General features: G+C 54.5%; 17 protein-coding genes. 12 read left to right on the top strand and 5 right to left on the bottom strand.

The window, feature by feature from the left end:
- From bioB to FF011L_RS25575, 7 genes are all read left to right on the top strand, one after another.
- Complete coding sequence (gene bioB, locus FF011L_RS25605; protein ID WP_145354758.1) at window positions 1–1,032, top strand: biotin synthase BioB; 1,032 nt, start codon at window positions 1–3, stop codon at window positions 1,030–1,032.
- A gap of 97 nt (window positions 1,033–1,129) precedes the next feature.
- Window positions 1,130–1,435: a hypothetical protein gene (locus FF011L_RS25600; RefSeq protein WP_145354757.1), complete on the top strand. Its 306-nt coding sequence runs from the start codon at window positions 1,130–1,132 to the stop codon at window positions 1,433–1,435.
- A gap of 34 nt (window positions 1,436–1,469) precedes the next feature.
- Window positions 1,470–1,919 carry a DUF2752 domain-containing protein gene (locus FF011L_RS25595; protein WP_145354756.1) on the top strand — a complete coding sequence of 150 codons (450 nt, stop codon included), beginning with the start codon at window positions 1,470–1,472 and terminating at the stop codon, window positions 1,917–1,919.
- Window positions 1,920–2,001: 82 nt separating this feature from the next.
- A complete protein-coding gene (locus tag FF011L_RS25590) occupies window positions 2,002–2,613 on the top strand; it encodes a hypothetical protein (protein WP_145354755.1) in 612 nt (203 codons plus the stop codon).
- Window positions 2,614–2,656: 43 nt separating this feature from the next.
- A complete protein-coding gene (locus FF011L_RS25585) occupies window positions 2,657–3,484 on the top strand; it encodes a tyrosine-protein phosphatase (RefSeq protein WP_145354754.1) in 828 nt (275 codons plus the stop codon).
- Complete coding sequence (locus FF011L_RS25580; RefSeq protein ID WP_145354753.1) at window positions 3,481–4,290, top strand: hypothetical protein; 810 nt, start codon at window positions 3,481–3,483, stop codon at window positions 4,288–4,290. The genes FF011L_RS25585 and FF011L_RS25580 overlap by 4 nt, the downstream gene beginning before the upstream one ends.
- 179 nt (window positions 4,291–4,469) lie before the next feature.
- Complete coding sequence (locus tag FF011L_RS25575) at window positions 4,470–5,765, top strand: hypothetical protein (protein ID WP_145354752.1); 1,296 nt, start codon at window positions 4,470–4,472, stop codon at window positions 5,763–5,765.
- A gap of 106 nt (window positions 5,766–5,871) precedes the next feature.
- Here the strand turns inward: FF011L_RS25575 and FF011L_RS25570 are convergent, their stop codons facing one another.
- Window positions 5,872–6,744 carry an endonuclease/exonuclease/phosphatase family protein gene (locus tag FF011L_RS25570; protein ID WP_145354751.1) on the bottom strand — a complete coding sequence of 291 codons (873 nt, stop codon included), beginning with the start codon at window positions 6,742–6,744 and terminating at the stop codon, window positions 5,872–5,874.
- A gap of 39 nt (window positions 6,745–6,783) precedes the next feature.
- Complete coding sequence (locus FF011L_RS25565; RefSeq protein WP_218932890.1) at window positions 6,784–7,686, bottom strand: 3-keto-disaccharide hydrolase; 903 nt, start codon at window positions 7,684–7,686, stop codon at window positions 6,784–6,786.
- Between the two features lie 405 nt (window positions 7,687–8,091).
- On the opposite strand from FF011L_RS25565, the gene FF011L_RS25560 reads away from it, so the two are divergent.
- Complete coding sequence (locus FF011L_RS25560; RefSeq protein WP_246109628.1) at window positions 8,092–8,691, top strand: peptidylprolyl isomerase; 600 nt, start codon at window positions 8,092–8,094, stop codon at window positions 8,689–8,691.
- A 5-nt stretch (window positions 8,692–8,696) separates the two neighbouring features.
- The gene (thiD, locus tag FF011L_RS25555; RefSeq protein WP_145354750.1) at window positions 8,697–9,479 is read left to right on the top strand and encodes a bifunctional hydroxymethylpyrimidine kinase/phosphomethylpyrimidine kinase; all 783 of its coding nucleotides are present in this window, start codon (window positions 8,697–8,699) and stop codon (window positions 9,477–9,479) included.
- A 174-nt stretch (window positions 9,480–9,653) separates the two neighbouring features.
- On the opposite strand, the gene FF011L_RS25550 is transcribed toward thiD, so the two are convergent.
- The 3 genes from FF011L_RS25550 to FF011L_RS25540 all read right to left on the bottom strand — a co-directional run bounded on the left by FF011L_RS25550 (window position 9,654) and on the right by FF011L_RS25540 (window position 14,702).
- Complete coding sequence (locus FF011L_RS25550; protein ID WP_145354749.1) at window positions 9,654–11,336, bottom strand: hypothetical protein; 1,683 nt, start codon at window positions 11,334–11,336, stop codon at window positions 9,654–9,656.
- Window positions 11,318–12,070 (bottom strand): ABC transporter ATP-binding protein, encoded by a 753-nt coding sequence (locus FF011L_RS25545; RefSeq protein ID WP_145354748.1) that lies wholly within the window; start codon window positions 12,068–12,070, stop codon window positions 11,318–11,320. Before FF011L_RS25545 ends, FF011L_RS25550 begins: the two co-directional genes overlap by 19 nt.
- 235 nt (window positions 12,071–12,305) lie before the next feature.
- On the bottom strand, window positions 12,306–14,702 hold the full coding sequence (locus tag FF011L_RS25540; RefSeq protein ID WP_145354747.1) for a VIT domain-containing protein: 2,397 nt from the start codon (window positions 14,700–14,702) through the stop codon (window positions 12,306–12,308).
- A 170-nt stretch (window positions 14,703–14,872) separates the two neighbouring features.
- On the opposite strand from FF011L_RS25540, the gene FF011L_RS25535 reads away from it, so the two are divergent.
- From FF011L_RS25535 to FF011L_RS25525, 3 genes are all read left to right on the top strand, one after another.
- Window positions 14,873–16,426 carry a sodium:solute symporter gene (locus FF011L_RS25535; protein ID WP_218932889.1) on the top strand — a complete coding sequence of 518 codons (1,554 nt, stop codon included), beginning with the start codon at window positions 14,873–14,875 and terminating at the stop codon, window positions 16,424–16,426.
- A 45-nt stretch (window positions 16,427–16,471) separates the two neighbouring features.
- The gene (locus tag FF011L_RS25530) at window positions 16,472–17,401 is read left to right on the top strand and encodes a dihydrodipicolinate synthase family protein (RefSeq protein WP_145354746.1); all 930 of its coding nucleotides are present in this window, start codon (window positions 16,472–16,474) and stop codon (window positions 17,399–17,401) included.
- 173 nt (window positions 17,402–17,574) lie between these two features.
- Window positions 17,575–20,079, top strand: coding sequence for a diguanylate cyclase (locus FF011L_RS25525; RefSeq protein WP_145354745.1), 2,505 nt, complete (start codon window positions 17,575–17,577; stop codon window positions 20,077–20,079).
- Window positions 20,080–20,081 lie beyond the last annotated feature (2 nt).

Below are 20,081 nucleotides of genomic sequence, written 5' to 3'. Positions count from 1 at the left end.
ATGAGTCCAACACCGCTCATGTCGTCCGATACGCTCCCCTCCGCAGGCTTGTACGATTCGATGGCACAGCAGGTTTTGGCCGGCCAGCCAATAACCTCTGAGCAGGCTTTGGCGGTTCTCCGCAGTCCTGACGATGATTTGCTGGAGGTCATGGCGGCAGCATTTAAGGTCCGCCGTCACTACTTTGGGAAAGCGGTTCAGCTCTATTTCCTAATGAATGCCAAGAGTGGTCTTTGTCCTGAAGATTGTGGCTATTGCAGTCAGTCGAAGGTCTCCGATGCCCCGGTTCCCAAATACAACATCCTGCAACGCGATAAATTGATGGCCGCTGCCAAAATCGCAGCGGAGCGGAATGCCAAAACGTATTGCTTGGTCATTTCGGCTCGAGGCCCCAACGAACGGGAAATGAAAGCGGTTGAAGAGATCGTTCCCGAAATCAAAGCCAAATACGACCTGAAGGTCTGTGCTTGCTTGGGGCTGCTAGACGACAAGCAGGCGGCCAGGTTGAAGGCCTGTGGCGTTGACCGCGTCAATCACAATCTGAACTCCAGCGAGCGGTTCTACAAAGAGATCTGCAGCACCCACACCCATGGGGATCGCGTCGAAACGCTGCAAAATGTCCGTAAGGCTGGACTGGAACTGTGCAGTGGCGGAATCATCGGAATGGGGGAAACCGATGAGGATGTCGTGACCATGGCATTTGATCTGCGAGATATCGGAGTGGAATCGATCCCGCTGAACTTTTTCACGTCGATCGAAGGGACTCCGTTGCACGGGAATCATCACTTAACGCCCAATTACTGCTTGAAAGCGCTGGCGATGTTCCGGTTGGTCAATCCCGATCGCGAACTGCGAATTTCTGGCGGGCGCGAAATTCACCTGCGGGCACTGCAGCCCATGGGACTGTATGCCGCCAATAGTATGTTCGTCGGGGATTACCTGACCACCTCGGGCCAAGCCCCAGAAGCCGATTATCAGATGATCGAGGATTTAGGGTTTACGGTGACTCGTGAAGAAGAAGTTGCGCTATAGTCGCAATTTCAGTCGTCATGCTTTTTTACGATGGAGCATGAAGTTCGGTCGGTCTCACTCGTTTCAATGATCGTGTCTATCAAGGAGTGGGTTTGCTGTGCAATCTGGAAATTTAAAGCCTGGTGCTTGGGTTATTTACCGCAAACAAAAAGCGAGCCAGTCTCCAGGGCCACGGGCGGTCGAGGTGCGCGCTGCATCGCAGGGTGAAACCTACCAGTACATGGTCGATAAGTACTGGGTGGTTGAAGAGGTTATGGAGGATCAAGTCCTCCTTCGCACTCGCCGTGGCAAACAAAACACGGTCGCCAAAGACGATCCTCGTTTGCGGCTCCCCAATTGGTGGGAACGCCTTGTTTATCGCAAAAGGTTCTCCGCAGTTGAGGAAGAACTGGGCGATCAGTAAACGCCTGCCTATCGAATAAGGATGGAAATCGCTCTTGCCTGGCTCTGCCCCTTCCTCTACTCTCCCCGCGGTCGCTGAAGCCGGTTGGTTTTTGCGGCTGGTTTGGCTGGTTTTTGTCATCGGTCTAGCAGGATTGCTAGTAACCGCTTGGCGATTGCAACCCAATCCGACAGGCATGGGGACCCATCAACAATTGGGTTTGCCGCCTTGCTCCATCGTGGTGTTATGGGGAGTTCGCTGTCCGGCGTGTGGAATGACCACCTCCTGGGCGTACTTTACCGACGGCCATTGGTGGACCAGTTGGTGTACCAATCCCGGTGGATTCCTGTTTGCTGTCATCGCTACGGTAGCCGTACCATGGTTGGCCTATTTGGCTGTTACCGGGAAACGGGGGCCGAATTGGTCACTGCCGTTGCTCGCGGGCGTCCTGATTGTGGGACTGGCGGTGACGTTGGGTGATTGGGCGATACGGCTGTTAAGTTAAGCTTATTTAGTTGAATAGACGTCGATGTGCGAAAGGATTCGCGATGCATCTGGTGACTCGAAACCGTAATTATATTCTCCTCATGGTGGGCCTTGTTGCTCTCTGTCAGGCTGGCTGCATGGGGTTGGTATCGACCATCTTGCACACGACCGGGGCCGACATGATCCCGGCCCAGTTTGAAGGCCTTGAGAAACAGCGAGTCGCTGTGATCGCTGTCACCGATAGCAGTCACTACAGCGACGATGTTGCCGCTCAAATGGTCGGCCGCGAAATCAGTGAAATCTTGAGTGATGAAGTCAAAGACATCAAACTGGTTCGCGAAGACGAAATCTCCGATTGGCGGGACAGCAACGGATGGGATCAGCTTGATTTCATCACGATTGGTCGAGGCGTCAAAGCGGACAAGATCGTTGCCATTGAATTGACCGATCTTAGGCTGCAGGACGGGAAAACGCTCTACCGAGGCCAGGTAAGTGCGACGACAACTGTTTTTGATGTCAAAACGGGCAAGCGAGAATTTCGCCGCCATGTCGACGATTACTCCTACCCGATCACCGGCGGCCAGTACACCAGCGAGACAACCGAAGCGAAGTTCCGACGCGTCTTCTTGCATCGCTTAAGTGAAGAACTGGCGCGATACTTCCATCGCTATGATCATCGGGATAGCGTCGCCTTGGACGCTGAATTGCTTTAAATACCGATGGAATCCTACACTGCTTTTCGAGGGCACGCTGAGTATGTCGACGGTAGCTTTTTCAAACGTTCCCTCCTTTGTTGACATTCATTGCCACTTGTTGCCAGGGATCGATGACGGTTCCCGCAGCTGGGAAGATTCGCTTGCAATGGCGCAGCAAATGGTTGCTGAAGGAATCGATACCGTTTGCGTGACGCCGCACCAGTTGGGGAACTATACGTCGACCACCGGGCAAACCATTCGCCAGCGAACCGGACAGTTGCAGCAGTGGTTGCAGACCAATCAAGTTCCGTTGAACGTGCTTCCCGGAGCCGACGTTCGAATCGATGCGGACATGATCACTCGCTTGCAGTCAGGCGATTGTGTTTCCCTGGGCGACCGACGGCGGCATGTCTTGCTGGAATTGCCTCACGAATTATACCTCCCTCTCGAACCGGTCCTCGAGCAGTTGGAACGGATCGGGATGGTTGGAATCCTTAGCCATCCTGAACGCAATCGCGGGATCATGAGACAGCCTCAGGTGATCGAACCGTTGATCCGAGCGGGCTGTTTGATGCAGGTTACCGCCGATAGTTTTGTCGGTGAATTTGGCCAGGAACCCGAAGCGTTGGCGAAACATATCGTCGGAAATGGATGGTGCCATTTCCTGGCAACCGACGCTCACGGAAGTACCAAGCGACCGCCGCGGTTGCGACGGGCCTATGACCTGGCGGAACAGATGGTGGGTCGTTCGATGGCCAATGCCATGTGTTCGGAAAATCCAAGAGCCGTTGCGGAGGGACGCAACGTGGACGCGCTTCCTCCAGTCGTCAACAATACGAACTGGATGCAAAGGACAACCAGCTGGTTGTTCGGGCGGAAGTCGGCATGATTTCTCGTCCGTGTTGGCGAACGTTTGGTCGGTGCCTATGGATCGTCTTCTGTGCGATTGGTGCACCGATTCTGTTTGCCGCAGAACCAGCCCGCCAAGGGACCGCCCCTGCTCGCTGGCCGTTTGAATCGCAAGTCGGCGCGTTTCAGGTGCATTCCGATTACGACGTTTCTTCGCGAACGGCGCTCCTAAATGAATTGGCCGCGCTCCGTACGCAATTGGCTCAACAATTACAGATCCGGATTCAAGAGGATCCGATCCATCTGATTCTCTTTGCACGTCACAACGAATACCGTTCGTATCTACGTCTGCACTTTCCGGACATTCCCGATCGCCAAGCCCTATACGTTAAGAAGCGGGGGCACGGGATGGTTTTTGCGTATGAAAACCGATCGATCGAAGTCGATTTGCGACACGAAACAACCCATGCCTTGCTGAATGATTCGCTTCCTTACGTGCCGCTTTGGCTTGATGAAGGGTTGGCGGAGTATTTCGAAATGCCCGCCGCAGAACGTGAAACGGGAAGCCCGCACCGCCGTAGCGTGCAGTTGCGGGCTCTGGTTGGACGAGCCCCCGAAGTGACGGAATTGGAAAACATCGGCAGCATCGGCCAGATGGGGAACGCCCAGTATCGTGACTCCTGGGCCTGGGTGCATTTTTTGCTTCACGAGAGTGACCAGTCCCGCGGGATCCTAATCCGGTTTCTCCGAGAACTGCAGGCACATTCACCCCCCGGTTCCTTCGCAAGACGGTTGGCCGCCGAGATGCCCGATCACCGCCAGCGTTTTCTAAGCCATTTCCGCTAGGATTGGCGACCTCTATTCGCGGCAAAGGCATCGATGGAAGGGAGGGCTGCATCCACGTTGTCCTCCCCCCGAGGCGGGGCCTAGAAAAATCAACGCAGACAGTTTCGATGGTCAGCGGTTATATTGAGGAGGATGCACGCCGCGTCCATAGCCCCCAACCGTTAAGAGAAATCGTTTCTATGTTTCGGATGTTGATGCGAGAAACCGTCGCTTGTTCGGTCATTTTGCCGGTCCTTTACGCAGTGGGTTTAACGTTGGTCGTCAACGCTCCAGCGGCCGCACAGTTCGGTCCGTATGACAGTACCCTGAACTACGAACAGACTCGCGACGAGAACCCGATCACCGATCTGTTCGAAAAAGTGCGAGCGGGGGAAGTCCAACTGGAATACGATCCGCACTACGGCTATCTACGCTCTTTGCTGGACGAACTGAAGATTCCTGTTTCCTCGCAAAGCTTGGTTTATTCGAAAACCAGTTTGCAGGCCGGGCGGATTTCGCCTCAGAATCCGCGAGCCATTTACTTTAATGACGATGTCTATATCGGCTGGGTTCAGGGGAGTGCGCTGCTGGAAATTTCGACGACGGATCCTCGTCTGGGGGCTGCGTTTTACACGATGCGGATGCGGCCGGAACGGGTTCATTTCCAACGGGAAAATAATCGCTGCTTGGCGTGCCACTATATCCCGATGACTCAAGGGGTTCCCGGGCACGCGATCCGAAGTGTTCTTACCAAGGAGACCGGCCGGATCAATAGCCTGGAGCGGTCGTTTGTGACAGACCATACCAGTCGATTTGCTGATCGTTGGGGAGGCTGGTACGTCACCGGAAACGTCGGTGCGATGCAGCATATGGGCAACGCTTTTCTTGAAGGCGAAGAACTGGTCCCCTTTGGCGAGAACAACCGCGCGAATCTAGAAGCCGACTTTGATACTTCGCGTTGGCTTTCGCCTCACAGTGACATCGTCGCTTTGATGGTGATGGAACATCAGACGCAGATGCAGAACACATTCACCCGAGCCAACCTAGACGTACGGCGGGCGGCATTGGAAGCAGCGACCGAAGAGAATGCGGATAGCAATATCGATCAAGTCATTCAGCAGGCCGCTGAACAAATTGTTTCTTATCTGTTGTTCAGCGGTGAAGCCCCCATTGAAGCAGAGATCAAAGGATCGTCGACCTACGTGGCCGATTTCGGGCGGATGGGATCGAGAACGAAAGACGGTCGATCGCTGAGAGACTTTGATTTGAAGACTCGGCTGTTCCGTTATCCATGCAGCTACTTGATCGACTCCGCTGCATTCGAATCGCTTGAGCCTCCGTTGAAAGCTCAGGTCTACAAACAATTGTGGGACGTTCTTACGAACCCCGCAGCCGACGACGATTACGCACACATCGATGCGCCCTCGCGAACCGCCATCCTAAGTATTTTGTCAGAAACCAAAGCGGACCTGCCATCCTATTGGCACAAGTCCTAAGCAGCACGGGCTGTCGTAGTGATTGTCGCCTTTCGCTCCGCGAAAGAACGCTCTCTTGAAGCATCTTGCTCCGTTTCCGATTGAAACGGCAGCAGGTGATTGATGACTAGCGAAGTTCGACCATGATCGGTTGATGATCGCTGGCGAAACGACCTGTTGAGGTTTTGGGATCAAGCGTTTGGTGGGTTAGTACGGTCCAGTCGCCTGCCAAAAGGATGTAGTCGATTTGGACATCTGGGACAATCTTTCGAAAGCCGTTAAATGTCCCGGACGGGCCACTCGGCGTCGATTTGGAAAGGGACCGGCTGTCCGACAGGTTGGTGCGACCTTCTTCGGTAGCCGAAGGAGGGGCAAGAAGTGCCTTCAACGCGTCGCTATCGGGACGGGCATTCAAATCGCCCATCACAATGATTCGGTCGTTTGGGCCGGCCAATTCAGGCAGTTTGCCGCGAATCAGTTCACCCGAACGATGGCGAGCGGTCGGGCCGCGGTGATCGAAGTGAGTGCAGACCACCAGGAAGGTTTTGTCGCTGTTGGATGCTTGCAGCCGAACCCAACTAGCAATGCGAGGAAGCGCTGCGTCCCAGCCCTTCGATCCCACAACGTCCGGAGACTCCGAGAGCCAAAACGTTCCCTTGCCGAGTGATTTAAAGCGATCGGTTCGATAGCCGACCGGGCATGCTTCACCATCCTGTTTGCCGTCGTTCCGGGCTGGACCATACCACGAGAAATCGGGAGTCCCCTTGCGAACGTCCTCAAACTGTCCGGCGGTGACTTCCTGCAAACCGACAATGTCGCTTTGCTGGATCACTTCATTCACTCGTTCACGACGATTTTTCCAAATGTCTTCCCCGTCACCTGAACTGGCGTAGCGAATGTTGTAGGTCAGGACCTTGAGTGGTGCCGGGGAGGCTTCTTGGGCAAACGTCGGCCAGCCAAAGGCTGCAACCAAAACGAAACTAAGGATCGATCGTGTCATGATTCGTTCGCAAATTGGATAGAGCGGTGGGGAGGGCAACTACTGAGGGCGAATCCAAATGTTGCGGTAACGAACAGGGTTCCCGTGATCTTGCAACATGATTTGGCCGGCCGGAGCATGGTCAAAGTAGACGGGTGAGCGGCCCGCGCGGGCAACGCCTTTTAGTTCCTGTGCATGGTGAACCATAACGCCGTTCAGAAGGACGGTGACGACGGCCGGTTTGACCATCTTTCCGTCTTTCAGTTCCGGAGCTCGGAAGAGGATGTCGTAGGTTTGCCATTCACCGGAAGGGCGAGTCGCATTGACCTTTGGCGGAAACTGTCCGTAGATCGCTCCTGCTTGTCCGTCGGCGTAGGTCGGGTTGTCGAACGAATCAAGCACTTGGATTTCGTACAAGCCAAAGAACTTGATGCCGCTATTGCCGCGGCCTTGGCTGTCGCTGCGAACTTCTTTTGGCGAAGCCCACTCGATGTGCAATTGGCAGCTTCCAAAGGAATCGATGGTGTAAAGGCTGCCCGTTCCTCCGGTGACTTCCATATACCCGTTTTCGATTTTCCAGCGAGGCTTGAACATCTGGTCGCCACCCTGCAAGTGGCACCACTGCGACAGGTCCGTTCCATCAAACAAGACGATCGCGTCGCTGGGGGCGGTGGTCCCTTGCCCCTGGCTAAGGTCGACCTTTCCAGGAGTGATTTTAGTGGGCCGAGGGCGATAGACATCGTGGACGTGCCAAGGGGTATCCGCAATCGCGCCGGTTCCCGTGGATCCGATCTTTGGCAGTTTCGGGTAGCTGCCAATATCAGGTGTGGTCTCTTTGGCTGCTTCGGCATCTTTGGCCGCATCGGCAGTCGGTTTCGCAGGGTCCGCCGGGGTCGCTAGCAATGAAGCGGGAACCGAAGCGAGGAGGGCGGAGAACAGGAGAATAGAAGGGACGTGATTCATGGTGGGAATGAGCCAAAGCTGTAGGTATTTGTTCGACTTTTGATTTTTTGTCTTGATAAGTGATTCAGTATAATCGGCCGGTCACGTATGTGGGTAAGTGAAAAACAGCCGATCGCTCAAGCTTTTGGGGCGAGAGGCCCATTTGGCTGCCTAAAGTCCACGTCAACGGGGGCTCAGACGCGACACCGTTAGCCTTGACCATGCGACAGCTTCCGCCTTCGGCTATGATTTCAGCCAATTGCAGCGTCAGCGGGTGCTCACCAGAATCTGGGGGTTGTCCTGTTTGGTGTAGCAGCAACAATGACCCAATACCCACCAGACTGGCGGATTCGAGCAATTTTCTCTTTGCTAAATCCGGATCGTTGGTCGACATTTCCTGCCTCGAAGAAATAGGATTGGATGAGGATGAATCAGATGTTTAGAAGTCAGATGCTTGGCGGTCGAGTTTTGTTTGCTTCGTTGGCTTTCGTGGCCGCTTCGGTCGTCACCGTTTCGGCGGCAGAGCCTGTTCGAGTGGAGCTGGATACGACGCTCGGTAAGATTGAACTGGAATTAGACGCTGACAAGGCTCCTCAAACGGTGGCCAATTTCGTTCAGTATGTCAAAGATGGTCACTACAACGGGACGATTTTTCACCGCGTGATCCCTCAGTTCATGATTCAGGGTGGAGGCATGGTGGCTGGTTTGACTGAAAAACCGACTCGTGCTCCCGTCAAAAACGAATCGGCCAACGGCCTGAAGAACTTGCCTTACACCGTCGCGATGGCACGCACGCCAGCACCCGATAGTGCAACCAGTCAATTCTTTATCAACCTTGCAGACAACGATTTCTTGAATCGTGAAAATGCTCGTGATGGTGCTGGGTATGCCGTCTTTGGGAAAGTTGTTGCTGGGAAAGAAGTTGTCGATAAGATTGCCGGTGTTAAAACCGTCACCAAGGCACCCCATGCAAATGTCCCCGAGAAGGACGTTGTTTTGAAAACCGCAAAACTGATCGAAAAGTAATCGCGGTGACGAATTCGACGGCCCCCGTCACGTTGACCATTGCAGGTTCCGATCCTTCGGGAGGAGCGGGCCTGCAAGCGGATCTGAAAACATTCCATCAATTGGGATGTTACGGGAGTAGCGTGGTCACATTGCTGACCGTCCAGAACACGCAGGGAGTCCGCGACGTTTCGATGGTCGCGGAAGATTTTGTTAGCGCTCAGCTGACAGCGGTTCTGGAGGACCTTGACGTAAAGGCGGCCAAGACAGGGGCGCTTGGCAATGCCGCAGTGATTGCTGCGGTGGCGCGGCAAGCGGTTGATTTTGCTTTTCCGCTGGTCGTCGATCCCGTCATGATCAGCAAACATGGCGGCTCTCTGATCGATGATACGGCCGTTCAGGCTTTCCAGGATCTTTTGCTTCCGCAAGCTTTTCTCGTGACTCCAAACCGAATGGAAGCCGAACGATTGACCGGCGTGAAGGTTTCCAATCTGAGCAGCATGGAACAGGCTGCCCTGCGAATCCACGATCGGGGTTGTCGCCGAGTTCTGGTCAAAGGCGGCGGAGACAAGCACGAGGCGATCGATTTGTTATCGGTCGACGGTACCGTCCAAACCTTTGTCGAAAAACGGATTCCAACCAAGCACACCCATGGAACGGGGTGCGTACTCTCTGCCGCAATCACCGCCAACCTAGCAAAAGGCATTGCATTACCCGAGGCGATCTCTCAAGCAAAACGGTTCCTAACAACAGCATTAGCCAAAGGCATGCACGTTGGCAAAGGAATCCAACCAGTCAATTTGTTTTAGACGGTAATAACCGGCCGCGCTCTCAGGTGCTCGATCCTTTTCTTAGCGGTACGGCGCAAGCCGTCCGGCCGTCGCCCTGGAAACCGCGCACATTTGCCGGACGGCTCGCGCCGTTCCGCTAAGAAAGTAGATGGCATTGGACGCTAGCCGTCCGGCCGCAAAGCCTGTCCCGCGCTACGCTGGCAAATCGCTGCTGGTGTCGAAGCGGCGCCATGAGCGGGCTGCGAACCATAACATTAAGAGTGCCAGTCCCCAGACCAAACCGAGGACTCCTGCGGAGAGGATCGGCAGACGGAAACCTGGTGGTACAAAATGGGCACAAAACATTGCCCATAAACCAAGCATCACCGTTGCCGAAATCCAGAGGCAGCTCTTCCCCACAAAAACCAGTTTCGCTCGGACAAACATCTCGATCCCCTCCTGCTTTAAGCGATGAGGGAAAGTCAAAAAGAGAGCGTTTTCTAACGCAAATGCAAACACGGCCGTCCCTGCCAATGTGGTCATCCAAAAACAGGTTTGCAGAATGGACGTGGGACGCGCGACCAATGCGATCCCGATCACGACCGTTTGAAATACCAATGTCAATAAGACCGGCAATGCGATCTGCCCAATCAACATTCGCAGGGGAGTCAGTGGCATCGCAGCCAGCGAAACCATCGATTCGATGTCTCGACGGAAGTCCAACTTGAGGGCCGGTGGTGCCAGCAGCAGGGTGTAAAATGCCAAGCCTCCGACAACATCCAGAATCGTGCCTGTCCCCCACGTTCCTAAAAACACGGGCAGCAACGCAAGCAACCCAGGTAACGCCAAACTGATAAAGACTGCGGTTCGGTATCGTCTTAGCGTCACTAGCTGTCGAGCCATCAAGGGACCTGCACCGCCCCAGAACGGCAGCGTTCGCAGTCGTGCGGTGTGCGTTCGTTTGGTCCGCTTCCTCGTCGTGTTTAAACCCGATCGATAGGCGGCAAGTTGTTTTTGTTCATTGAGTAAACAGGCTGCATTCGCGCGTCGGTCTGCAACGAGAATTGCTTTGAACAACGTGCCAAACAGGATCACAATTCCTAGCATTGCAAGCCAGCACGATCCGTCGAATCGATCGGCAATCGCTAAGGTTGCAAACGGTTGGAAAGGCAATGCAAGGGTTTGCATTGTCGAATCGCTTGCGGTGGTTCCGATCGATGCGAATATTAGTTTGACCAAACGAACAGGTGCAGCATGGTCCCAGCCGCCGGGCCACTGCTGCACTGTACGAAGAAGTACTTGGCTGACGACGGCGATCGCTAAACCGGTTCCTAGCAATCGCAGGTAAACCAGCGACCGGCCGTGACATCCTGAAGCGATCGTAAAGATCAACATCCGTACCAGTTCCAGTGCCAGTAAGGCACCGAAGATTGCCAGGGCGGTCAGCCAAGGTTGCGGGGTATCGCGGGCCATGATCACGCACAGCATCGATGCTTTGATCAGCGTGGGGACCAGGACGATCGATGCTTTGTAGGCGATCAAAGAACTGCGAGGGATCGGAGCCCCGCCAAGCCATAGTTGTTGGGCTGGGGTTAATCCGAAATTGAATTCAGGTTCTTGCCATGCGGCCCGAACCAGATGAAAGATCGCATAAAAGGCAAGCCCACCCGATAGCCAAAGGGCAATCTGTTCGGACGGAGCTGCGGCGCGAAGAACCGCCGCCGCGATGAAGTTGGGGATCAGGATGGCTGCGGGGATCAGCACCAATAACGTTGGAAAGATCCGTCGTGGGGATCGCAAACGTTCCGCCGTTCTGCGCATCCGGCCCAGATACTGTTGTCCAATCAATCGAAGTAGGACGGAAAACGGTGCCCCTTTTACTGTGGTACCGGGCATGGGAATTCCTCTCCGGTGGGCAGCCAGGTTGTGGTCGCGAAGAATGCTTCTTCCAGCGTTTGCGATTGGTCGTTTTGCTTACGCAGTAAGTCGGTCGGTCCAAAGAACTGACTTTTTCCCGCCTGCATCACTAACAGATGACTGCAAACGTCTTCGATCATTGCCAGTAAATGGCTGCTAAGAATCACGGTCGCTCCGGCGGCGGCTCGGCGCTGAAGCGATTGCAGCAGCGTTCGGATGCCTGGAGGGTCCAGACCGGTCAAAGGTTCATCCAGCAGGATCACGGACGGAGAGTATAGATAAGCACAACAGATCGCTAGTTTCTGACGCATCCCTCGCGACAGTGCGCGAGCGGCCGTCGCCCGTTTGTCCAACAATTCGAATTCTTCCAGCAAAGCTTCCGCCTGCTGGCGATGGTCGGGAACCTGATAAACCCCGCCAATGAAATCAAGATGTTGTCCGACCGAAAGGTCATTGAACAACGGTGGATCATCGGGGACGTAAGCAAGTCGCCGGCGGATTTCAATCGGCTGGGACAGCACGTCAAAACCAGCGACCGTTAGGCTGCCATCTGTTGGAGTCAGCAGGCCTGCGATGGCTCGCATCGTGGTCGTCTTTCCCGCTCCGTTTTTTCCGACCAAGCCGCATATTTGGCCTGGTGCAAGGGAAAAGGAAAGCCGGTCAACGGCCAGAGTATCGCCGTAGTATTTTTCTAGATTTTCAACAGTGATCATGACGCCCGGAGTGACCCGTATCGCGAGAAAGCTACGGGACGCCCAGCAAAATTGGTAACCGGAACGATCGCGTCCGGGCTCAAGCCTTCCGGTACTAGGTAACCAGAGGACTCAAGCCGTTTCGCAATGAATTGTGGAGGGTCCCTTCGTGAAAGCTTAGGTCACTCGCGAAGGGACGTCGGTGACTTTTTTGAAAACCATCCGGGAGGATCTGGTTTTCGTCACCTGCTCCGCCTTATTCGCTGGCCGCCTCTGCGGGGACGATTTTGTAGGCGATGTCGTTGATCACCACGATCAGAGGTTGGTTCTGAGCCAGCCAGATTTTCTGCTCCGACGTCAATTTTTCTAGCAGGTCGAAATACCCGTCGCCAAACTGCTTAATCGTTTGCGGCTGGGCAAGTTGTTTATCGGTTGCCATTGCATCGACCAGCATTTCGCCTCGCTGGTAGAACGTTCTTTCACCCAGTAGGCGTACTGGTGGGGTACTGGCACGCGGTTTCGACGGGGTCGCGGGATGAAGCGTTGGCTGTCGCATTCCCCCGGCTCCAAAACCATTGGCCGATCGATTGGGGGTCAGTGCGGGACGACCAACTTGGTTCATTTGATTGGACGCGGGCGAAGCGGAACCGCTTGCCGGCGCGTTTTCGGCAAGGGAGTAAGCTTGGGCTGCCTGGTCATAGCGATTGGCAGATTTCAGTTGGCTTTTCGCCGAACGTTGGTGGAAGGCTTCGGCGCCCGATTCAAGATGCAGGCGTCCCAGGGATGATCTGGCGGCCCCCGTTTGAGCTTGCCGGTCATTCAGGCCAACCTCTTCGTCGGCCAGGAAAGCCGTATAAGGGGTTAGCACACCGTGCCGTTTGGAGAGGGCGATCAATTCGTCAATCAGTTCAGCCTGTTCACCGTGGAGGTCGATTTCATCGATGATGGAACCGATTCGGCGAATCGCCCATAGTCGTTCGACAAAGGCGTGGCTCCCTTTGCTCTCATTGGCGTTGGGGAGGATGCCTTGAAATTTGTAGGTCTGTTTTTCGTCACCTAGATTGCCGGTGAGTTCGATCTTCAGTTCTCCGGCGCGGCGGTAGCGACCGACGATAACCACTTGGTCTCCAGAGAACAGATCAACCATGTCGTGGGGGAACAGTTGGCGGATGGCTCCGGGTTTGCCATCGACGCTTAAGCGAATGTCGACATCGGTCAGGGCGGGGGCACCGATCCGGTCGTAAAGTTTACGGACGTGGTCATCGATCGCTTCGCCCGGACTGACATAAATCGTTTGACCCAGCATCTCGTCCGATAGTTTGTCCAACAGTCGGCTGTTCACATCATGCCCTACACCAAGGCTAAGCAACCTCGCCCGTTGCGTGTTGGCAGCCGTCGCGTTGGCGACGATCTGACCAATTTTGGTGACTCCTGCCGTCGGCCGCCCATCGGTTAAGAAAACGATGTAGGCAGGCTTGGATTCTTTTTCGGTGACCTGCAAAGCCGCTTGCAGGGCATCGTTAATATTGGTCCCCCCACCGGCGAGTAGCGATTCAACATATTCGGTTGCGTCCTGGACGGTCTTTTTCTTGGCGGGGGTTAGAGTTCTCGCATAGCTTTCGACGGTGTTGTCGTAGGCAATCAATTCAAACCGGTCACGCGGTTTTAGTTGGCTGAGCACGTAGCTGACCGCCGCGCGCGCTTGTTTGATTTTCTCTTGCTTCATGCTGCCGCTTTTGTCCAATACCAAGACGATTCGTTTTCCCTGTTGGCGGTCTTCGGCTGTCGGTTCGGGAAGGTCGGGCTGCAGCAGTAGCATGAAATAGCCGTCTTCTTTTGAGGAACCTTGATAACCGACCAGCGACATCGGGACGGGGGCTTCGGTTTGATCCCACAGGATTCGTAGGTTGCCGGAATTGGCCGGTTTCGATTCATTGATCTTGATGGAAACCGTACGGCGATTTTGCTTGTCGATTTTTAGATCGTGTGTGGGGCTGTAAACGTTCGTTAGTCGAGCCGCCCCGCGAATCCGCGCGTGGACTTCCAGTTTTTTAACCGGGGTGCCGCCGGTGCGGGCGGGGTCCAACGGAAGCAGCCATTCGGTCATGGAACCGGTACGGCGGAGTAGTTGGGTGTAACGCAGCGATACCGTTCGTTCGGCTCCCGCAGGAACCGGGAAGACTTGGGTCTGGAACATTCCTGTCCCCAGCCACTGAACCAGTGCGGGGTCTTCGCGGCGACGAACGTAATCCGCAAACTTTTTTCGAGCCTCGTCCGCGTCCATCAGTTCGCCCGGCAGTTCGTTGCCATCGACCAGAAACGTCATCTGGTCGACCGCTCCGTCATACGGCATCGGGAATACAAAGCGGACCTGTAAAGTCTGAGCAGAGGTGTTGCGAAACGTCTGGGCTACGGTGACCGTCGCGACTTGGTCTTGGATCGAGGCGTCGACGGCGATTTTTTCGACTTCGTAGGTCCGCGGCGGAGGCGTGCGGATCGGGGGAGTGATCGGAATTCCAGGACGCGGATGCCAATAGGCGACTTTCGGATCACTGGGAATGAGAAACCCCTGACCTAAGACCGTGGCAGCTGAATTCGCTCCAATTAGTGATAACAACAGCGACAACAACACGGACGCTCGAATCGAAAGCATCGAAGAGACTCCAGAAAGCGGAAAAAGACCCGGGGGGGCGAACCACGAAGATAGACGAATGCCGTCTGGCTCGGTTCCCGAAGAATCTCTCGACTTTTATTTTTGTTATCCTGTGGGCCGTCGTTGACGTTTCCCCTCCACCCTATCCCACCAGCCTTCAGAGGTGCCCTTTGCTGCAATCGGCCGATCTAATTGTTTTGTTTCTGTATATCGCTGGTGTGGTGGCGTTTGGATGTTGGTTTGTACGCCGAAACGATTCTTCCGACGCATTCATGTTTGCCAAAGGGGGATTGCCGGGATGGGCTGTCGGTTTATCGATCTTTGGGACCTTTTTAAGTAGCAATACTTTTTTGGGGGTCCCCGGAAAGGCCTTTGCTAGTAACTACAACGCCTTTGTGTTTAGCCTCTCCTTGCCTGTGGCAGCTTGGCTGGCCACACGCTACTTCGTCCCCTTTTACCGATCGAGCGGGGCAGGGTCTGCGTACGAGCACCTTGAGCATCGATTTGGTGTTTGGGCCCGAATGTACGCCGTCGTTTGTTATCTGTTAACTCAGATCGCGAGGATGGGAACGATCATGATCGGAGTCAGTTTGGTCCTGCACGCACTGACCGGCTGGTCGATGGTGATGATCATTCTGGTCTCTGGATTGTTCGTGACGCTCTACACTTTGTTGGGCGGGATCGAAGCGGTGATCTGGACCGATGTCGTTCAGTCGTTGGTGCTGATGGGCGGAGCCGTTGTGCTGTTGGGAATGCTGCTGTTTGGGATGCCGGAAGGTCCGGGACAGGCGATATCGATGGGAATGGCTGAAAATAAGTTCAGCCTGGGCAGTTGGTCTCTCGATTGGTCCACGTCGACGGTCTGGGTGGTCTTTCTGTTTGGTGTCTTTATTAACCTGGGCAATTTCGGTATCGACCAAAGCTTTGTGCAGCGGTATTACACGGCGGACAGCCCCGCGGCGGCAAACCGAGCCGTATGGCTGGGGGCAATCCTCTATATACCGATCTCCTTGTTGTTCTTCTTTATCGGGACAGCTTGTTACGCGTATTATCAGGCCAACCCCGAATTAATGGCTGACGTGAAGCAGCAGGTCGTAGAGAATCGGAATGTCGGCGAGGATGCGTCCGCGCCGGTTTCTCTGAAAGAGATCGGCGACAAAGTCTTACCGCATTTTATTACCGCTAAATTGCCATACGGATCGGCTGGGTTGCTGATTGCCGCGATCGCAGCGGCCGCGATGAGCAGTATCGATACCTCGTTGAATTCGTCCGCAACCGTACTGCTGAAGGATGTCTATCAGCGTTGGCTCCGACCGAATGTTAGCGAGAAGGAATCGCTGTGGGTGCTACGAGCCGCCACGATGCTGGTCGGGATGCTGGGAACCGGGATCGCGATTTCGATGATCGGAGTGCACAGTATTTTGGACGCCTGGTGGACGCTGCAAGGCGTTTTTGCCGGAGGCATCTTGGGGTTGTTTCTGCTGGGAATCGTTTCAAAGCATGTGGGGCGGTTGGCCGCTGGCATCGCCGTCGTGGTCGGAGTGTTGGTCATTGGCTGGATTAGTTTGCCAGCGGAAACCAGTTGGCTGGCCGAAAAATATCAGAGCCCTTTCGATTCGAAAATGGCGATTGTTATCGGGACAACGACGATCTTTGTCCTTGGTAGTCTGTTGTCCGTTTTTTTCCGGCGTACACCACACGAGCCAGCCGATAGCGAGTCTTGATAGCCTGGATTTATCTGTTTCCGTTTTCTCCATGTAATAAACATAATGACTGTACCTTCTGCGACCGACATCTCGTTTTCTGGCATCATTCCTCCCATGGTGACTCCGTTATTGGAACGGGATACGTTGGATCAGGAGGGAACCGTTCGTTTGGTCGAACGGCTTGTTGAAGGGGGCGTCGGGGGAATCTTCATCCTTGGAACCACCGGCGAAGCGCCCAGTTTGAGCTACCGTTTGCGAGCCGAATTCATTCGCTTGGTATGCCAACAGGTTGCCGGCAGAGTCCCCGTGCTGGTTGGGATTACCGATACCTCGTTTGTTGAATCGCTGAACGTTTCCCGAATCGCTGCGGAAGCGGGTGCCACGGCGGTTGTGCTTTCAACGCCCTATTATTTCCCTGCAGGGCAAACCGAATTAATCCGTTACGTTCGGCATCTTGTGGCGGAATTGCCGCTGCCCGTCATGCTTTACAACATGCCCAGTCTGACGAAGGTTTGGTTTGAAATCGATACGCTCCGTCAGTTGGCCGATTTGGAAGGCATCGTCGGAGTCAAAGATAGCGGAGGGGATCTGGAATACTACGGAAAACTGACTCAGCTGAAGCAGGTCCGTCCGGACTGGTCCATTCTGATTGGCCCAGAACACTTGATGTCGAAGTCATTGGGGATGGGAGGAGACGGCGGAGTCAACGGCGGTGCGAATCTCTATCCCAAGTTGTTCGTTCGTTGCTATGAAGCGACCCGTGATGGCGACCCACCCCGGATCGATGCGTTGCAAGATCAAATTGAACAACTGCAAGCGATCTATGACATCGGTAAGTACGCGTCGCGGCACATCAAGGCAACCAAAAGCGGCTTGGCCATTTTAGAGGTTTGTGCAGATCAACTGGCCGAGCCCTTTTCGCACTTCTTGCCCCCCGAAAGGGAAAGAGTGGCCGCCATTTTGGCTAGCCTAGATCAGAACCTGATTCAGTAGCAGCGTTGGTCGCTGGTGGCGCAGCCCGTGTAACCGTCGCAGGGTGCCGGGCTGGGGAAGGAAGTTACCTTGGCCGGTTCGAAAGTAGAGCGAACGAGAAGCAGTAAGCAACAATTTGTCGGGTTCTATTTGTCTCCCGGAAGTTGTGTCCCTGAATCTCTGTGAAGCTCTCCGTGATTAGGCTGTTTTTCAATTCGCTGCGTTTGGCTGTTGCGCTGGTATGCGTCGGAATCAGTTTGATTCTCGCTGCCCAGTGGCTGAATCTATTGCCAGACGCGCGGCTTGCAGAATTGGAAGGCCGCAAGCGGCAGTGCGAAGCGATCGCAATCAACGCTGCCACCATGATCCGTGGCAGCCAGTGGGCGAATTTGGATGCGGCTCTCCGCTCGATCACCGCCCAGGATGAGAAACTGTTATCGGTCGGCGTCCGGACTCAATCGGGGTTCCTCCGTTTGGAAACCGATGGGCATGCTGAGAATTGGAATCAAGCTGCCGAGGAAAGCAACGATGCGGTGGCGGCGAAGGACGTGGAACCTTCGTCGTTAATCGCGAAGTCTCGCACCATCGATACTTTGAAAGTTCCCATTACACTGAACCAGTATCAGTGGGGACAGGTGGAACTCTGTTACCAACCGATCGCAAAGCCCGGCATCCCCGCAATCCTGCAGATTCCGCTGGCTCGGCTATTGATCTTTTTTGTGATCGCTGGGATCGGGATTTATACGCTGATTGCAGCGCGTCTGATCGGCGTTTTCAACAATGACCGCACGGTTCCTGACCGCGTGCGACGGGCCTTGGACACGTTGGCCGAAGGGCTGCTGTTGTTGAATGAAAAAGGGACAATTGTGTTGGCAAATAAGTCCTTTACCGAAACGACGCAGTGCACGCAGGAGCAATTAAAAGAAACGCAGGCAAGTGCTTTGCCGTGGGTTTTGGATTCACGATTAGAAGCAAATGGTTTTCCCTGGGTTCGAGCCATTCAGACCTCGGAAATGCAAACCGAGCAATTGCTCCGTTACCGACTTCCCGATGGAAAGTTTCGGATCTTTTCGACGAATAGTGCTCCGATCGTCGGCATTGGAGGGAAGAACAATGGGACTCTGGCGACCTTCCGTGATGTGACGCAAACGGAAAAGCAACGGATCGAAATGGAGAAAATGCTAAGTGTTCTGCAGTCCAGTCGTGATGAAATCGGCTTAAAGAATAAGGAACTGGAAGTTCTGGCCACGCAGGATCCACTGACCGGCTGCTTGAACCGGCGTGCTTTCTTCGAAGGCCTAAGTCGCCTTTGGACGGCAGCCCAAAAAGGTGGCCGTTCGATGGCTTGTGTGATGCTGGACAATGACCACTTTAAAGCGGTCAACGATAACTATGGTCATCATGTAGGGGACCAAGTCCTTCGCGCCGTCGCTGTGGTCCTGAAAGAAGTCTGCGGCGAACACGATCTGTTGTGCCGATATGGCGGCGAAGAATTCTGTATCGTGCTTCCCGGTAAAGATGCAAAATATGCGGAACGATTCGCGGAACAACTGCGGCAAAAAATCGAAACCGTTCGAATCGAAGAGGCTCCAGCGCTGAAGACGACGGCAAGCTTTGGGATTGCAGACTTGCGATACGATCCCGAGGATCCTCAGGATTTGATCAATCAGGCCGACCGCTGCTTGTACGTGGCAAAACGACAGGGACGTAACCGAGTGATCGTTTACCTGCCGCAGTTCGCGGTCATGGAAACCGAAGAGGAATCGGGCGCACGATCGCGAAAGGTTGAAGACAAACAAACCGAATCGGTACCGTTTCAAGCGGTCATGGCACTCTTTTCGGCGTTGGCGTTTCGTGATGCGAACACGGCGGAGCATAGCCGCCGAGTCGCCGATCTGGCTGTGTTAGCAGCTAAGGGTTTGCTTGATCAGAAACAGACCTACATCTTGGAAATTGGTGCGTTGCTGCATGACATCGGTAAGGTTGGTGTCCCCGATAATGTCTTGCTGAAACCGGGCCGATTGACGGTGGATGAATGGAAGTTGATGAACAAGCATGATCGGATCGGAGTCGAGATCATCGCCGGAAGTTTCAATTGTCACGAACTTTCCGAAATCATTCGTACCCATCATGCGTTCTTTGGTGGTGGTGGGCAGAATTCGGCACTCCCTGAAGGAACGAATATCCCCGTCGGAGCTCGCTTGCTGGCGATTTGCGATAGCTATGATTCGATGACTTCGGATCGCCCTTATCGCAAAGGAAGGTCACACGAAGACGCTGTCGCCGAACTGAAACGATGTTCTGGAACACAGTTCGATCCCGAACTAGTTGATCATTTCATTCACAAGTTAGATGGGAAGCGACAGATCCCAAGCGGTTCACCATTGACGGTACCGAAGCAGGCTGCCCTGCAAATTGGATTGCAGATCGAACGGTTAGCGACAGCCCTTGATGAACAGGATGTCGATGGTCTGCAAGCGTTGGCATCCCGCGTCGCCGATGTTGCTCAACAAGGTGGCGTCCCCGCACTCGCGACAGCCGCGAGACAGCTGGAGGAAGAATCGGCCAGTGAAGATGCCGAGTGGATTCACTTGTTGGGAACCACTGTCGCATTACTAGAACTGTGCCGGGAGACGCAAAACGCATTCCTAACCGGAGTCGAATCACCCGTCGGGCGGGGGGCGGAGCCAACCAATTAGGT

The organism is Roseimaritima multifibrata (assembly GCF_007741495.1).
In the GTDB taxonomy this organism is placed as follows: domain Bacteria; phylum Planctomycetota; class Planctomycetia; order Pirellulales; family Pirellulaceae; genus Roseimaritima; species Roseimaritima multifibrata.
Note: the sequence above shows the minus strand (reverse complement) of the source record. Positions and strands in the feature narration are given on the sequence as shown.

Bases quoted from the DNA above. Each gene is read 5' to 3' on its own strand.
- bioB (WP_145354758.1), top strand. From the start codon at position 1: ATGAGTCCAACACCGCTCATGTCGTCCGATACGCTCCCCTCCGCAGGC.
- FF011L_RS25590 (WP_145354755.1), top strand. From the start codon at position 2,002: ATGGTGGGCCTTGTTGCTCTCTGTCAGGCTGGCTGCATGGGGTTGGTA.
- FF011L_RS25585 (WP_145354754.1), top strand. From the start codon at position 2,657: ATGTCGACGGTAGCTTTTTCAAACGTTCCCTCCTTTGTTGACATTCAT.
- FF011L_RS25580 (WP_145354753.1), top strand. From the start codon at position 3,481: ATGATTTCTCGTCCGTGTTGGCGAACGTTTGGTCGGTGCCTATGGATC.
- FF011L_RS25575 (WP_145354752.1), top strand. From the start codon at position 4,470: ATGTTTCGGATGTTGATGCGAGAAACCGTCGCTTGTTCGGTCATTTTG.
- FF011L_RS25570 (WP_145354751.1), bottom strand. From the start codon at position 6,744: ATGACACGATCGATCCTTAGTTTCGTTTTGGTTGCAGCCTTTGGCTGG.
- FF011L_RS25565 (WP_218932890.1), bottom strand. From the start codon at position 7,686: ATGAATCACGTCCCTTCTATTCTCCTGTTCTCCGCCCTCCTCGCTTCG.
- FF011L_RS25560 (WP_246109628.1), top strand. From the start codon at position 8,092: ATGAATCAGATGTTTAGAAGTCAGATGCTTGGCGGTCGAGTTTTGTTT.
- FF011L_RS25550 (WP_145354749.1), bottom strand. From the start codon at position 11,336: ATGCCCGGTACCACAGTAAAAGGGGCACCGTTTTCCGTCCTACTTCGA.
- FF011L_RS25545 (WP_145354748.1), bottom strand. From the start codon at position 12,070: ATGATCACTGTTGAAAATCTAGAAAAATACTACGGCGATACTCTGGCC.
- FF011L_RS25540 (WP_145354747.1), bottom strand. From the start codon at position 14,702: ATGCTTTCGATTCGAGCGTCCGTGTTGTTGTCGCTGTTGTTATCACTA.
- FF011L_RS25530 (WP_145354746.1), top strand. From the start codon at position 16,472: ATGACTGTACCTTCTGCGACCGACATCTCGTTTTCTGGCATCATTCCT.